Origin of the sequence: Tenacibaculum sp. Bg11-29, assembly GCF_002836595.1 — a bacterium.
In the GTDB taxonomy this organism is placed as follows: Bacteria; Bacteroidota; Bacteroidia; order Flavobacteriales; family Flavobacteriaceae; genus Polaribacter.
On record NZ_PJBB01000003.1, the window covers coordinates 2047485 to 2064110 of the forward strand.

The window sequence follows — 16626 nt, forward strand, 5'->3', positions numbered from 1 at the left end:
TTTAAAAATCAGTTTTTAAAGGAATTTTAAAAGATACTTTTGTTCCAGTGGTAATATTTTTATCAAGAAGTTCTTTAATACGAAAAGCATTTCTTTTAGTTAATGTTTTAATACGTTCTTCAGTAATTTTAATAGCTACTGAATTGTGAGAACTTACTTTTTTATTTTTTTTAGATTCAAGAATTCCAATACCATTATCAATAATACTACAACGTAAATAATTATTTTTAGTAGAAAAATCTAATGTTATTTTTCCATCCTTTTTTGCTTTAATACCGTGTTTAATGCTGTTTTCTACAAAGGGCTGTATAAGCATTGGTGGAATTAAAATTTCTTCGGAATCTAAATTTAAGTTTGTGTTTATTTGATAGTTAAAAGAGTTTGAACTCATTTGTTGTTCTAGTTCTATATAGTTTTTAAGAGCTGATATTTCTTCTGCTAAACTAATTTCTTCTTGTCTAGAGTTATTTAAAACACTGCGTAAAAGAACAGCAAATTTGCTTATGGTAGTATTTAATTCAGTAGCTTTTCCTGAGTTTCCTAAGGCTTTAATACTGTTTAAAACATTAAAGATAAAATGAGGATTCATTTGTAATTGTAACGCTTTTTGTTCGAGCGACAATAAATGATTTTTTAATTGTAGTTTTTTTACTTTTGCTCTGTTTTTAGCTTTTATCTTTTTAATATAAAACAAAATTGTACCACTTAATAATAAAGCAGCTAAAGTAATACAAAGCCATTGAAACCAACTTTTCAGATAGATAGGCTTATCAATAAAAAAGTTAAATTGAATAGGATTACTTTCTATTTTTCCAATTTTCGATTGTGCTATAAAAGTATAATTACCAGCGTTTAAATAAGCTAAATCAACAGTGTTTTTACTCGTCCAACTACTAAACTGGTTGTTTAATTTATAACGATACAAAACCTTTTTTGGGTTATTTATATTAACTGTTTTGTAGGTAAATGAAATATGGTTTTTGGTTGGTTTTAATTGTAATGTTTTAGGGTAATTATTAATATCGATAGTATCTAGTGCTTTGTAAACAACTTCGATGTTTTGAAAAGTAATTACTGGTTTGTTTTTTAAAGCTGTTTCTCCTTCTAGTTTAAAGAGCCCTCTGTTATTAGAGGCTATCCAAATGTTTTTTTGTTGATCTTGATATACTGTATTTATTTTATTGGTATTTATGGTATTGTATTTATTAATGCTTCTTTCAAAAGAAAAATTTTCGTCAAGTACAACAATTCCTTCATTTCTTGTAATAATCCAAAATTGATTATTAATTTTTTTGATACCAGTTATTTTATTTGGAGTAGTACTAATTGTTTCAGCAATATTATTTCTAATTAATTTAATTCCGTCATTATAAGTAGTCGCAATACAATTTTTATTATTGATAAGAATAGCGGTGTAATTACCTAATCCAACTCTTTTTAAAAGTGTTGGGTTAATTAGCTTATCTAGTTTCCATAAACTTTTATTAGTCGCTATCCAGTAAAATCTACCATCAAATTTTAGGTCATTAATAACATTTAAATCTATTTGAAAATTTGTTCTAATATTTGAAAGAAAATCTTCTCGAACTCTTAAAATACCTTTATCGGTTCCTAAAAAAGTACCAGTAGTTGTTGTAATAATGCAATTGATTTTTTTTTCTTCAAAATTGATAAATTTATTACTGGTTTTAATACTTAAACCTTTATTTGTACCTATTAAAAGGTTGTTTTTTGAAGAGATAACTGTTGTTTTATTTGAAATTAAGCCATCTTTATTTGTGTAGTTAAGAAACTCGTTTCCATCAAAACGAGATAGTCCTTTGTTGGTTGTAAGCCATAAATAACCAGTGTTATCTTGTGTGATATTAGTTATAGTTGCACTTGGTAACCCACTATTTGAGTTGTAATTTTTAAACGCATTAATTTGCGCAACAATATTACATGTAGAAAAGATAAAAACAATAAAAAATAAACTTCGAAGAAACTTCATAAAAACAAACTTAACTAATTTAAACGTCATTGCGATAAAGTAATCTTACTATAAATTACTTCATGTTATTCGCAATGACGTTTCCCTAAAAATATTTAATTATTTCATGGCATACAAACGCTTATTGTTTGTATCTGGTTTTACATGTTTTAAATCACCATAAGGTTTTGTTAAGGGCTTTAGTACACATAAAACTGATGTTTTTCCTTTAATTATTAATTTTGTACCTTTTATTGTATAAGTCCATCTAAATTTATCTACAGGTATTTTTAGCTTATTCATTTCTTTCATTAAATCTTCATCACCAGCTATGAAATCCATAATTTCTTCTTGCATTATAAATGTTGGAATTTCATAATCTGCATTAATATAATCTACCTCTAATTTAATAGGTACGTTATATTGTTGTGTATATGGTTCGCCTATGTAACGCTCTCTTTCATTTGTTAAAGCCGAAAACCAGTCTATTTCTTTTTCTTCAGGATATTTTTTTGCAATTTCTTTAGATAAATCTACCTTTCCTGGTGAATTTGCAGTTGGGTAAAATACATAATATGGTTGCGCTAAATAATGATTTGCAAACTCTCCACCGAATATATTAAAGTATGGTGAGGCAACAATTTGCGGAACTTGATCAGTAGAGAATACTTGTTTTAATTTTTTTAAAAGCTCAGTATTCTTGCCTAAACCGTTTGAATGAAATACAATTTTAGTATTTGTGTTAATTCCAGTTTTTAAACTAGGTAATGTTTTTTTAGCAATACTTCTTTGTAACGATTCTGAGGTAATCTTTTCTCCGTTTATAACTGTTTCAAGGTTCATGCCTTTAAAAGGAGCGTTGTAATTAACAATATGAATTTCGCCATACGGGTTTTTAGAAGCATTTTTATTCATCCAAGAAATAATTTCTTCTAAAGAATATTCTTCATTTATAATTTGATAATTTTTTTCTTTAAAAAAAGCTCTAGCACTATCGTAAAACTTACTGTCACTTTTATCAAACCCAGCAATAAATACAATTGGTTTTCTTGAGTTTACTTTAATTTTATTTACAGTTTCTTCTTTTTTAGCAATGTTTCCCAACTCTTGGTTATTGTTTTCTTTTGTTTTTTTACAGTTTGTAAATGTTCCGATTAGTAGTAGTAATCCCATTACCATTCCTACTTTTAAAATGTGTTTTTTCATAGATCTATATTTTAAGGTTATTATATAATTATTGTTTTAAAATGATTGTTATATTTTTTTCTAAATTGTAACAGTTAGGTAGTTTGTTTAAAATATTAGGTAGATTTCTATCGTTAATCCATCTCCCATTTTCTTCCTTTTTAACAGCTACAATTAATCCGTTGTTGTTTACTTCTAGTTTTAAGCTATTGTATTTATTTAAATACATTTTTAATATTGATGAATAATTGTTATCAGACCACATAATACTTGTTTTATACAGTCAAAATTAGGGGAGAAGTAGGGTGTAGTTTTAAGTTAATTAGAATTCGTAGTCAATAAATTAGAATTCGTTAAAAAAAAGAAGCTTTGCAAATGTTTTGTAATAGTGAAATTAATCTATAAAATGCCGTTTAGTAGGCTAGTGTATAGTGTGAATCTATGGTGTGTTAATCATGAACGATTTTGATGCTCATCGAATATTAAAAATACTGTAGGTTTTCAGGTTCTTAAAACTGAAAAGTTCATTGACATAGTTGTGGTAAGTAATAAAAAGTATTTAAGAATTTATTATTAAATACTTTTATTCCGCGTATCCCTTCCATATGGTGTGTGTGGAGAAAAGAAGTCCGTATATGAACATGTTAACAACAAGGAACGTAAACATGACGTAACATTAACTAGTAACAAAAGTTTAAGACTTTCGTCTCACTAAAAATAACATTCGTTAAATGCAAAAAAATAATTGAAAATGAAATTAATAGTAAATAACAAAATTCAAGTGACTGTAGGAGTATTTTTTTTAGCTCTTGCATTTACTCTTTGGGAGTACTTTAATGGTGGAGTGATTTCTCATCATCTGCTTGGAAGACAAGATTTGCCAAAAATTTCTAACTGGTGGGGCTTATTAACTATTCCTCTATTATCTTGGTTAAGCCTATTTTTAATACATCGACGAAGAGATAAGAAAATAAAATCAGGATCCAATTTTGAAGCTTATGAAGCTGAAATTTTGAAACGTTTTTTAGCAGCACTAGCATTTGGTATTATAGTGTCTTTATTATGGGGATTTAATCTTGGGAGTATCTTGCAATATTTTATTCTTTTCCCTATTCTTATTGCCTTTTTTAAACCGGTTCATTTACCAGAATACTTATTAGGGTTTGTAATTGGAATGTTATTTACATTTGGAGGAATACTACCAATTATAATCGGGACGGTATTATTGATATTATGCTTTTTGGTAAATAGTTTAATACGAATTCTTAAAAATTTATTTTCATCAAAATCTGATTGAATAAAATGAACAAAACACGGATTAGTAAAATAGAAATAAAAACGTTTACTAACAAGATATATGCAGTCACGTTAAAAAAATATACTACTTATCACAAACACCTTTTTTAGGTGTTTTTTTATGTCAAAATTTAAGTAATTGAACATTAAAAATACTGTAAGTTTTCTGATCCTTAAAACTGAAAAATTCATTCACATAATTGAGGTAAGTTAAAAAAATTGCAATTTTCATAAGGGTATAATTAATTCATTAAGTTTGTACAAAACATATGATTACTATGTTATCTATATCCATCTCATATAAGATGTACAGTTGCCTTAGCAACTATATAACACTGTTGTGTTTTATGCACAAATTATTAAATATTTAAAACAAACAGAAACGTAAATTATATTAAGAAAAATGATTAAATCTTTCAAAAAATCTATAAATACAGAAGATATTGTACAGGTAATAATTGGGGCCTCAGCATTGACTGTTCCTGTAGCATTCTCAGAAGAATCTTGGAGGCTTAGTGAAACGTTACCTTTATTTAACGTAATTCTACTTGTTTTTTTATCGTTATCATTTATAAGTTTATACTCTATTCAAGGAATATTTCAAGGGCAAATAAAAAACAGATTATCCCATTTCATTTTTCGGATCATAATTGATTATGGAGTTGCTCTTATTATCGTTTTTATTGTTCTATTTGCACTTAACAGAATGCCCATTTTAGAAGACCCGATAATTGCTTTGAAAAGAATAATCATACTTGGTTTTCCTGCATCTATGGGAGGAGTCATTGTTGATGGGTTTGATAAAGAATAATTAGATATTGATTAATGTTTATTTGTTTCGAAAATGAAAAAAGAAGAGGAAAGTATAACAACGATTATAATTAATTTCTTGGGTATGTGTACTCGAAAAATCGTACAGATTTTCTCTACGTTCGGTTACCTTTAAACCGTACAACGAAATCATATACAATAACCTTATAAAATAATACTTACCACGAACACCTTTTTTAAGGTGTTTTTTTATGTCAAAAATTAAAGTAAATGAATATTAAAATAAGTGTAGTTAATTAAAGTTGCCAAAACCACAAAGAGGCACGAAATAACTGTTGATTTTATGAAAATCTATAGTAGTAACTATTTCAGCTAAGAGAACGAAAAAAACATTAAAAGTAGAACTCCCGAAAGAGTTCTACATTAATCTAAATTACTAGTCATAACCCTTCCAAATTATGAGTGAGCAAAACTATATAATCAAAAAGAATAATGATGAAAAAAAACCATAAAATAAGTAAGGTAAAAACGTGAAATACATATTAATTAAACTGTAGTTAAAAGATATGAAAAAAGCTCCAAAAGGAGCTTGTAATCAATTCAAATAATATAGGTATGTTGTTATATAAGGGAATTATTAAAAGAGGACAAAATAATTCTTACACTTTTGTGAAACAGTTATTTATGTTAGGTCGAATATAAATTAAATAAGAGCTCATTTCTGAACTCTTATTTATTAATAAAAGCTTTTATCCCCATAAAGAAAGCTCTTTATATTTAATATTTTCAAAATTAAATAATTAAGGATAAGTATATAGAAAAAAAACCATAAAATAAGTAAGGTAAAAACGTAAAATACATATTAATAAAACTGTAGTTAAATAATGTAATAATTGGTGGTTAAAAATGAATTGATGTTAATAAAAGCAAAGATTTAATCTAAAGGTATTAGCAAATGCAAGACCGAAATATTTATAATTTTCTTTTGAAATTTATCAAAAATTCATGTATCAATTTTATACATGAAGTAATCATGAGAAAAGGGGGGCATACTAATTAGGGGAGCAATAAGGTATAAGTTTAAATAATTTTATACGATCAAAACTATATGTAACTCCTGATTCTATTTGAATTTTAAACATTATATAAAATGATACAATTAATATTAAAAAAGTAGGTATGAGACTACAAGATAGTGTAAGAATTAGTGGTGGGTTTTTGGGAGGATACATGATGATTATCTCAAATACATTTCTAAAATACCAAGTGAACATTCAGAAATAGTTGAACGGATGTATTTATTAGAGCAATGATTAAAAAGAAAAGAAGCTGTCCTTTTGGATAACTTCTTTTTTATATAAAATCAAAAGTATCTAAATGTTTCTTTTTAGTGACCTCTTTATATATGGCGAGATTTACTTTATGTTTCATTTACAAACTCAGAAAAGAAAAAATATCTTACCCGTTTTGGGTTACATTGTTTTGACACAGTGTTTTACGAAAAGTCACAAATGAATTTAATATTAAGAAAAAAGAATAAAAAAGTAGAACCCCCGAAGGAGTTCTACATTAATCTAAATTACTAATCATAACCCTTCCAAATTATGAGTCGGCAAAAGTATGTAATAAAAAAGAATAATTATAAAAAAAAACCGTAAAAAAAGTAAGGTAAAACCGTAAAATATTAATCAATAAAAAAGTAATAAAATTTATATAAATAAAACGATAACAATCATATATAATGTGTTTAATAAAACATGAAAAAGGTAAGGCTCAATCGTGAAATCTTAATTAAAAAAAAACTATAAAAAAGTAGAAAAATGACTAAAGAAGATTTTTATTTGGAAGAGGAAGTTATTTAAATTGTAAAGGCTCATAAGGCCAATTAATAACGCAGGTGTGTACTGAAGAATGTGGAGTTGCATGATTATAATCTAATCCGTCAATAAATTCAGCTAAAGAAATTAAAGCAAAAATTAGAATAAAAAAATAGTTATGAATTTAATAACCAGAGAAACATATTCGGTTTTAAGTTGGTCATAGCTGTTTTCCATTGATTTAAGATAGTAATAACAAAATAAAGTAAGAATAGTAGTTAAAGCAATAAAAAAGAGTTCAGAAATGAACTCTTGATTAATAAAGCTTTTCCCCATAAAGAGAGCTATATACATTTTAATTTTTTTAAATTATTAAGGATAAGATAAGGGGATCGATAAAAACGATAAAATAAGTAAGGTGAAATCGTAAAATAAATATTAATAAAACAGTAGTTAAAGGAATAAAAAAGAGTTCATTTCTGAACTCTTTATTTTATAAAGTTTTTTTGTCTGATAAAAAAACAATATACAAATTGAATATCTCAAAATTAAATAATTAAGAGTGAAAATGTAGATAAAAAACCATAAAATATGTAAGGTATAACCGTAAAATAAATACTACTTAAAAAGTAGTGAAAATGAAAATAAGTTGTCTCTTTGGATAACTTCTTTTCTATATAACCAACTCAAAATTAAACCATGCAGCAAAGATAATTTAAGAAAAGAGAGGGTAAATAAACAGTAGTAAAATTAATATAAAAAAAGCTCCCGAAGGAGCTGTGTAATTAGGAATAAGAAAATTAAGATTAAAATAGTAAATCTAAATAAAACTATAATAAACTTATGACAAACATATACATAATAAAACTAAAATGAGTTTAATAAACCGTAAAAAAGGTAAGGCTTAACCATAAAGTTTAAGTTAAAAAAATAACGCAAATTATGGGAGGGGTATTATTGAAAATACAAAAATAATGTCAAGCTCATAAATGAAAGATCGGGAGAACAACGCTATAAACCAATTGAGTGGATTGCAATATTATCTTAACAATTTGGAGACGTAAGTAAAGAAGTTTTGGATTATCATTTAAAAAACCTTTTTACTTGCGGAAAATACACCAAACTAAGAAATTTGTAAGGCAGAAGATTTGATGATTATAGAAAAGAGCTTTGAGCTGTTATTGCGGTAGTTCAGATGGTAGAAAATATAGAAAGAAACAAATTATTAAAATAATGTAGTTATTTCTTGAATTTTCGTTTGAAATAATCTGATTTACCAATGTTGCGATTTTTTGGGCGAATATATAAACCGATTAAAACAATAGCAATGACTCCAATAGTTAACATGATGAGAGATATTTATTCAAAAGTATAAAAAAATAAATAACAGAAGATAAAAGGAGCATAGTTATATGCTCCTTACCCCTAAATGAAAATAAAAGTTCCCCTAACTATTAAATTCGAGCTTTTAGACGAGGGATTTTTTTTAGCTTACAAAGTGAGTATTAAAAAGTGAAAAAAGCGTAATAAAAAAGAAAAGAAGCAATCCTTTATTAAGGATACTTCTTTTCTGAAAACTAATTAAATAAAAACTACAATGAAATTTTTTAATTCAAATTGATATGTTAAAGATAGTATCATATATAGTAATTAATTAAAAAATTAGACTAATTGAAGATAAGTATAGATGAATAGCTTATTTGTTTAAATAAAATTGGAACTTGAATTGTGAAATTGTAGAAGTATGTAATCAAAAAGAATAATTATGAAAAAAAACATAAAATAAGCAAGGTAAAAGGGTGAAAAAATGTAGTTAAAAGACATGAAAAAAGCTCCAAAGGGAGCTTATAATCAATTCAAATAATATAGGGATGTTTATTTTATAAGGGAATTATTAAAAGGGGATAAAATAATTCTTACACTGTTGTGACACAGTTATTTATGTTAGGTCACAAATAAAATAAAAAAGAGTTCATTTCTGAACTCTTTTTTAATAAAAGCTTTTATCCCCATAAAGAAAGCTCTTTACATTTAATATTTTCAAAATTAAATAATTAAAGATAAGGGTATAGAAAAAAAACATAAAATAAGTAAGGTAAAACCATAAAATAAATTTTAATCAAATTGTAATAAAAGAGAAAAGAAGCCGTCCCCCGGGATAACTTCTTTTCTATATATATATAACTCAAACTTAAACCATGTAGTAAATATAATTTAAGAAGAGGGTTTAATTTTTAAATGTTAGATAAGTGGCATTTAAGTATCGATTAAAATTTAAAAGGAGAGGTAAATTAACAGTCGTTAAATGTTTTAATACCAGATAAGACAACAATTAAGATCTCTTCGTCTAATACAAACATCTTCAGGTTTTATTGGTGGTTTCTGGTGTTTCCTTATTTAATAGTTAAAGTTTGTATGTGCATCGTAATTAGTAATCTATTTTTCTTCAAAAAGAGTTATTGTATATTCTAATAATTCAGTTCCGCCATGTTTTCCATGTCCAGGAATAACAATCTTAGTGTCAGGGTACTTTAATTTTATGTTACGAACAGTCTCTGACCAATCGTTTGTGTTTGCATCTTCTAAGTTCCCCTTACTTGCATTTACTTTTTTAATTAAACATCCACCAAACAGAACTTTGTCTTCAGTAAAATAACCTATGATATTATCTTTAGTATGACCTTCTCCTAAATATGCTGCATATACTTTTTTGTTTCCAATTTCTAAAGTGAGATTAGTATTAAACTTATTAACTGGTTTTGTAAAGGCTTTACCATTGTTGTTTAATAACTTTATAGTTTGGTTTGTAGCATATGTTGGTATATTATTTTCTTCAAATATTTGTATTCCGCCAATGCAATCTTTGTGAAAATGAGTCGGAATAAGTGCTATTATTTTACTTTTAAGTTTATTGGCAACAAAATTTATTAATTCTAAAGAACTTTTATTGTCAGTTGGGGTATCAAAAACTATCCCTTTATTTTCATTTATAACTAACATACCATTACAGGATACTTTTCCAAAAGAGTCAGTATTTAAAAAAGAAACATGTTGATAAACATGATTAGAAAGTTTTTTAATTATCAAATTTTTCGATTGATAAATAGTTAAACTGTCAACAAAATTTGTTTTAGATTTCTTGTTGCTAGTCTCTTGTTTTTTCTGATTGTGTTTAGCTAAAGTTTTTTTACATGAAATAAAAACTGCTGTTGTAATAATAAAGATAACTAGTAATAATTTTCTCATTAGGTTTTGTTTTTTATATCCGTTTTTTAGTGTTGATAATACTCGATAAGTATATTGTAGGAACTACAAAGTTCGCATTAATATTATAGGAGGTAATAAAGTTATTCTGTAATTATTGATTATTTAAAATCATTTTTTCGCATTTTCAAATTGTTTAATTAATTGTAGAATTTCATATTCATCATATTTACGAGAAAAATGAACCGGAATTGCATTTTTAACATTTGTTTCCTTCATTATTTTTCCTGACATAGATGCATAACTGTGGTAATTTTTTATAGCAAACTCTTTGTCTTCATCTTTATAAAAACATTCAATGTATACCTCATCAGCATTAATAAATAGCTCTTTTATTTTCTTATGATTTTCTGTATTCGCACTATGATCCATAATAACACCAACTTTTTTTCCCTTTTGAGAGGTTACCATGTGAAATAATTCTTTTGCTAAATAATCTTTATTATTAACAGTAATTATTAAATTTTCATTGTTTGTTTCAAAGGCTTTTTTTAGTTCAGAAGCCCATTTCCCACCTTTAAAATTATTGTTAAGTTCAATTTTAGTTTTATCATTTTCTTTAAATAAATAACAGATAGAAGCTGTTTTATGATCAAGAATATCAAAATTTACTAAAAAGTCTTTTTCTTTAAATATTACAGTATTGTTTATTTCTTTAATTTCTTCTTTTTCCCACAAAGGCGGATTTAAAATAGTTGTTTTAATTTTATTTTTTGTTAGAATTTCTCTAATCTCGTATGAGATAGCATCTTTCTCAATAAGATTCCAACAATAACTTTTAATACGGTTTTGAACTTGGTCAATTATGCCTCTAGGTCCGCAAATAACAACTTTTCGTTTAATACCAATTTGATGTCTTAGAATAGTGTCAAAATTCACAAAATGATCTATATGAGTATGGCTTATGAAAATTGCATTTATGTTTTGACATTCTTTTACAGTTAAACTTTTAGCCTCACCACAATCACATACATAATTAAATGAATGATTAGCTACTTTTATTAAAATAGAAATATCCTCATCTTCTTTGCTTTTAATAGCTACTTTAAACATTCTTTATCTTTAATTTTATTGGGTAGATAAATAGGCTACCTATTTATATTTTAATTTTCCTTAAACGTGTAATCACTATAAAAAAATAAATTTTTAACTCGATTTACCGTAATTAAATAGTTTTATTATTTTTCTATTTTCGAACATCAAAAAAAGAAATCTTAAAAAAAAATGTTTAATTATCGATTACTCTTTTCTTCAGGCAATAAGTCGTTTTTGAAAGGATTCTTTGTAAAGGGAAAGAAAAGCTGTTTTACAAAACCCTTCGGAAATGTTGCATCAATTAATCCAGTTCCTTTTGGCCATTCTTTTCCAGGCAGGTGATAAGTTCCAAAGATTTTATCTATAAAAGGAAACACAACAGCAAAATTATTTCCGTAATGTTCAGGCTCTTCGCAATGATGCCAATGATGGTATTGCGGTGTTGTTATAATGTACTTTAAGAACCCGAAATTAATTCTTGTATTGGCATGAATTAAAACGGCATGAATTGCAATAAATAAAATATAAACATTAAATGTAAGCGTAGAAAAACCTAATACATAAAGAGGTATATAAGATATGCTACGGGTGAAAAATATATCTATAAAATGAGTTCGAGAGCCAGCAAGCCAATCCATATTTTGTGTTGAATGGTGAATTGAATGAAATCTCCATAAGTAATGGTGTGAATGAAAAAAACGATGTGCCCAATATTGAAAAACATCTGTTATAAATAAAGCTAGGAATAACTCAACTAGAAATGGTAATTCTGAAATAAAAATATGAACCTGATCTAAATTCATCCAACCAAAAAAGGCAACTGCTGGTTTTTTGGTTATAACTCCAAATAATTGAATAGCTAAATGGCTTATTCCGAAATATATAAGGTCAGTTCTCCATTCTTCATGAAATTTGGTTTGTAACTTGTTTTTTGGAAAAGCTAATTCTATAGGTACAAATAGTAATGCCATTATTAATAAATCTAAAATAAGCCAATCCAGTCCTATACTCCAGTTAATTTCTTGCACAGTCCTACCTTCAACTGTAATTCCTCCAAAAACGATTGTTAGTGCACCCAAACAAATTCCTATTACGGCATTTTGTTTGTTTTTATTAAGTAGTATACTAACTAGTGCAAAAAGAAATGTAGCAATGATTCCTCCTAGCATAAGGTTTTCAACAATTTCAGCGGTATAAACCTCTCGGAATTCAGGTGTTGTTAGTTGTTCTGGGAATTTGAAACATAATATTCCTACTAAGGATAGACAGCCAAGGAATATTGAAATAGCTCCGCTAATTCGTCCTTCACCGACTCGCATTCGTTTAATTTGATCTTTCATTTTTTTGCAATTTTTAGGATGTTTATATTAAAATACGATTACCAATATTTAGGTTATTATCGTACTTTATTAAACTCAGTAAAAATAGAAAAAAGGCTGGACTATCCACTAAATCATGACTGTTTCTTTAAAATAATTAGCTTTATTCATAAGAAGCGTAATGTCCTCTATTTCCAAACATAGAAAATGAATACCCTAAAATATTATCAACTTTATTTTCTAAACTTTTAGGTAGGGGATGTGGTAGTTTGTAATTTAAAATATGGCTATGAATTAAAAATTCAACAACTTTAAATTCAAAAAACGGATCTTTCTGGTCAATTTTATTGGCATCTAAAACAATAAGATCAACTTTAAAACCTTCTTCTGTAGGTATGTAATTTGAAAAGTAAACTAAATCACCAGTCCAGCTTCTAATAAAAAAAAGAAAATTTGCATATTTATAAATATCCCATTTTTCTTCCATTGTTTGCGCTTTAAAAATTATTCCATCCGAAAGTTGTTCTCTATTATTGTTAAAGTTTAATTCAACTTCACACTTTGTTCCATTGTTAGGAAACTGACCAATGTATTCTTTACCATCGCTCTTTCTAAGTTCTAGAAATTTATTTGCTATTTCAGAATTTTGGGTTGAAGAAAGCATATTTATCGCATATTCTCTACAATCAAATATGTCTTTTTGATATGAGTTGTCACTTGCTTTAATCCATTTAGATTCGTAGGTAACTTTATTGTCGTTTCCTAAAGTAATAGTATCTCCAACCTTCAATTTATCTAATTCAGATTTAGATATTGTTGTTGTAGATAATGTTATTTTTTCTGTGTTTTCTTTTTTAGCTTTCGAACTAAATAGTCTTTTGAATAAATTCATTTTCTTTTTTTCTAATTATGTTTAATGCTAGAGTTGTAACATTAGATTTTAAGTATGGTACCTAGCTAAAGTGTTTTTATTCGCCTTTATTCTTCACGTAATGTAGGAAAGTTCTCTAGGTTTATTTCTTTTATTTTGTCGTTGCAATTTTTTATTACTTTACCAAGTAAAAGAGGAGATTCTTCTTGAGTTCCTAATCGGATATATGTAAAGCATTTGTTGTTTACATTTTCATATGATGTTGAAAAGTATGAAATGCCTGTTGCTTCATCTGTATCACTTTCTGAACCTAAAAAGAAACCTGGACTTATTTCAGCAGTTCCATTACTTTTAAATGTTGATTTACCAAATTGAGCCATATCAATTATATATTCAATTGAAACTTGATTAATTCTTTTAATTTTTAGAGTTATTGCTAAATTATCTTTTTCAGCAGTTAAAACTATTTGTTTGTTTATTTTAGGTTTGTCAGGAAATTCAACGGTGTCTTTATTTTTTAATATTAAAAAGTTGTCAGTTAATTCAAAATCTCCAAAACCAACTATTTTTTTCAACCCCTTTATAAATTTTTCGCTATAGTCAGATTTATTTTTAACAACAACAATTACTTCTTTTTGAGTAGCTGTTTTATGTTCAGTCTCGGTTTTTATATTTTCAGATTTAGTTGAAGTCTGAATTTTTTTTGAATTATTTATTTCTTCAGTTTTTTGCTTTTTATAGTTGTTAGATATACAAGATAAAAACATAAAAGGTAAAAACATAAAGAGTAGTATCTTATTCATTCAATTTTCGTTTTTTAGATTGTGTAAAGGTTTTGTGTTTTAAAGTTGATTGTATAATGAAGCACAACAATTTTACATAAGAATAGTAAGGTGTAAAAAAGCACTTACTTTTTCGATTTTAGCACTTAGCCAAAATTAACAATTTTACTATTATTTTTCTACATCAATTTTAGTGTCGGTATAAGCTAATCTTAATCATCTTTAAAGTGTTTGGATGAAGTGCAGTCGAAACCTATTTTTAACTTGCTAATAGTTCTCTAAATTTCGTTGTAAACTGTAGTTTTTTATTGTAAACTGTTCTTCAAACCCTAGTTTTAAATACAACCCTTTTCCCATATTAGATGATTGTAAAGTAATATAATTGCTATTTGCTTTAATTGATTCATTTATTAAAAGTTTCATTATTTGCTCAGCATAACCTTTCCTTCTTTGTTCAGGAGTAACTCCTACAGAATGAATACCCGTAATATTGTTTGTTGTATGTAAAACGCCTGTTCCTATAGCTTCATTTTTATGATAAGCAATATAAAAAGTGGTGTTTTTTTGAGATTTGGTAAGCAATATTGGGTTTATAAAATACCCGAAAGACTTAGAGAATAATTCCGACCATAAAAGAGTCTCGTTTTCAAAAGATACTTTTTTTAAACTTACAGTACCTAATTTTGTAAATACGTAATCTCTTTTTAAAGACATTCCTATTTGTTCAAACTTAAGGTTAAATCCATTTTTTTCTAATATATTAAAAGAATTACTATTGTAAATATCCCAATACGGTACCGTTAAATCTGTTGATAGCGATACTAGTTTTTCTTTAGCTAATAACACAGTGTTCATATCAATATCTTTAGTAAACCACAATTTATTTGGCCACTCAGAGTTTTTAATTAAATTATAATTAAAACATTCTTCTTTAAAGTTAGAATTAAAAGGTTCGCATATTATTTGCCAAAGCGAGGTTAAGTTTTCAATATTTGCTAATATGTTTTTCATTTTATATTAATTAATAAGACTCCAATAATCATTGATGAAATTCCAATTATTTTTTTTAAAGTTATCGGTTCTAATGGTAAATTTAACCAACCGTAGTTTCCTGCAATTACTGCAAAGATTAATTGACCAAAGAGTCCAATTGAAATCATTGTAGAAATTCCTAATTTTGGAATCGTGTAGTAGTATAAGCTTATTCCTAAAACACTAAAAAAACCACCTGTAAACCACAGATAAAAAGGTATTTCTCTTATTTGTAGGATTGTTGGTATAGCTTTAAAATTGAATAGTACAAATATTAGGGCAAACACAGTACTACTAAAAAATGCGACTAGACTAGCCAACACAGGGTTCTTTAAAAGAATACCCAATCGTGTATTTAAACCACCTTGCATAGCTAAAAATACACCACCAATAAAAGCTAAAATTAATAAGTTATATTTACTTGTCATGTTTATCATTATTGATGCTTTAGTTCAGTTGATTTACCTAAGTTTATGTTTGTCGAATGAAAAACACAATTTAACCAGGTTATAAATAAAACCCAAGTGGCTAATACAAAATAGGGAGTTGTAAAGAATACTATGATGTTAATCAACATTAAGATAAATACTTTTTTTAGTGATTTCATTATATGAATATATTTTCGATAGGTTTTCTAATCTTTTTAGAATGCTGAGAAGAATCTTTATCTGAACGGTAACCTACAGTTGCTATAACAGTGGTACTTAAGTTTTGTTTAGTAAGGTTTAGTATTTCGTTGTACTTTTCGGCATTAAAACCTTCCATCGGGCAAGTATCAATTTTAAGTGCTGCACAGGCATTTAATAAATTCTCTAAAGCAATATAAGTTTGGTTAGAAGTCCATTTATCTTTTTCTATTTGAGATTTAGTACTAATATCTTTTTTTATGAAATCTGAGTACTCCTTGTAATTGGCTATGTTAAGTTGTGCTGTTTTATATTTTAGATCGAAGTATTCATCTATATGTGATTCATTAACTGTCGCGTAATTACAAAAAAGAATTAAATGAGATGCTTCAGTTATTTGATTTTGGTTATAAGAAGCACTTTTTAGCTTTTCTCTTAATATTTTCTCTTCAATAATTAATACTTTATATAATTGAAGACCATAAGAAGAGGTTGATAATTGAATGACTTTTTTTAGTTGTTCTATTTTTTTTTCTGAAACTTTCTTGGAAGAATCAAATTTTTTAGTAACATATTCCCATTCAAGATTGTTTATTAAATCCATTATATCTTTTTTACTATTAATTAATAGAGCAAAGATAAAATGGGAAATAAAGTTG

13 protein-coding genes are annotated in these 16626 nt (G+C 26.6%); 2 read left to right on the plus strand and 11 right to left on the minus strand.

Translation table 11 applies throughout. The features are described from left to right. Window position 1 precedes the first annotated feature (1 nt). The 3 genes from CXF68_RS09365 to CXF68_RS09375 all read right to left on the minus strand — a co-directional run bounded on the left by CXF68_RS09365 (window position 2) and on the right by CXF68_RS09375 (window position 3419). Window positions 2-1990, minus strand: coding sequence for a histidine kinase (locus tag CXF68_RS09365; RefSeq protein WP_198553784.1), 1989 nt, complete (start codon window positions 1988-1990; stop codon window positions 2-4). Between the two features lie 99 nt (window positions 1991-2089). Continuing rightward, window positions 2090-3175, minus strand: coding sequence for a hypothetical protein (locus CXF68_RS09370; protein WP_101044096.1), 1086 nt, complete (start codon window positions 3173-3175; stop codon window positions 2090-2092). Window positions 3176-3203: 28 nt separating this feature from the next. Further along, window positions 3204-3419, minus strand: coding sequence for a hypothetical protein (locus CXF68_RS09375; protein WP_101044097.1), 216 nt, complete (start codon window positions 3417-3419; stop codon window positions 3204-3206). 486 nt (window positions 3420-3905) lie between these two features. Between CXF68_RS09375 and CXF68_RS09380 the strand changes: the two genes are divergently transcribed. Together CXF68_RS09380 and CXF68_RS09385 are read left to right on the plus strand one after the other, a co-directional pair. After that, window positions 3906-4451, plus strand: coding sequence for a hypothetical protein (locus tag CXF68_RS09380; protein WP_101044098.1), 546 nt, complete (start codon window positions 3906-3908; stop codon window positions 4449-4451). A 402-nt stretch (window positions 4452-4853) separates the two neighbouring features. Next, on the plus strand, window positions 4854-5261 hold the full coding sequence (locus tag CXF68_RS09385; RefSeq protein WP_101044099.1) for a DUF2391 family protein: 408 nt from the start codon (window positions 4854-4856) through the stop codon (window positions 5259-5261). Between the two features lie 4213 nt (window positions 5262-9474). On the opposite strand, the gene bla is transcribed toward CXF68_RS09385, so the two are convergent. From bla to CXF68_RS09425, 8 genes are all read right to left on the minus strand, one after another. After that, a complete protein-coding gene (gene bla / locus CXF68_RS09390; RefSeq protein WP_101044100.1) occupies window positions 9475-10284 on the minus strand; it encodes a subclass B1 metallo-beta-lactamase in 810 nt (269 codons plus the stop codon). A 129-nt stretch (window positions 10285-10413) separates the two neighbouring features. Further along, window positions 10414-11355, minus strand: a complete 942-nt coding sequence (locus tag CXF68_RS09395) for a peptidase (protein WP_101044101.1) — start codon at window positions 11353-11355, stop codon at window positions 10414-10416. A 179-nt stretch (window positions 11356-11534) separates the two neighbouring features. After that, on the minus strand, window positions 11535-12677 hold the full coding sequence (locus tag CXF68_RS09400) for a sterol desaturase family protein (RefSeq protein ID WP_101044102.1): 1143 nt from the start codon (window positions 12675-12677) through the stop codon (window positions 11535-11537). Between the two features lie 142 nt (window positions 12678-12819). After that, on the minus strand, window positions 12820-13548 hold the full coding sequence (locus CXF68_RS09405; RefSeq protein ID WP_101044103.1) for a hypothetical protein: 729 nt from the start codon (window positions 13546-13548) through the stop codon (window positions 12820-12822). A gap of 86 nt (window positions 13549-13634) precedes the next feature. Next, the gene (locus tag CXF68_RS09410) at window positions 13635-14330 is read right to left on the minus strand and encodes a hypothetical protein (protein ID WP_157821898.1); all 696 of its coding nucleotides are present in this window, start codon (window positions 14328-14330) and stop codon (window positions 13635-13637) included. Window positions 14331-14576: 246 nt separating this feature from the next. Next, window positions 14577-15320, minus strand: coding sequence for a GNAT family N-acetyltransferase (locus CXF68_RS09415; RefSeq protein WP_101044105.1), 744 nt, complete (start codon window positions 15318-15320; stop codon window positions 14577-14579). Next, a complete protein-coding gene (locus CXF68_RS09420; protein WP_101047440.1) occupies window positions 15317-15769 on the minus strand; it encodes a DMT family transporter in 453 nt (150 codons plus the stop codon). Before CXF68_RS09420 ends, CXF68_RS09415 begins: the two co-directional genes overlap by 4 nt. 178 nt (window positions 15770-15947) lie before the next feature. Continuing rightward, window positions 15948-16571, minus strand: coding sequence for an NAD(P)H-dependent oxidoreductase (locus CXF68_RS09425; RefSeq protein WP_101044106.1), 624 nt, complete (start codon window positions 16569-16571; stop codon window positions 15948-15950). Window positions 16572-16626: the final 55 nt, after the last annotated feature.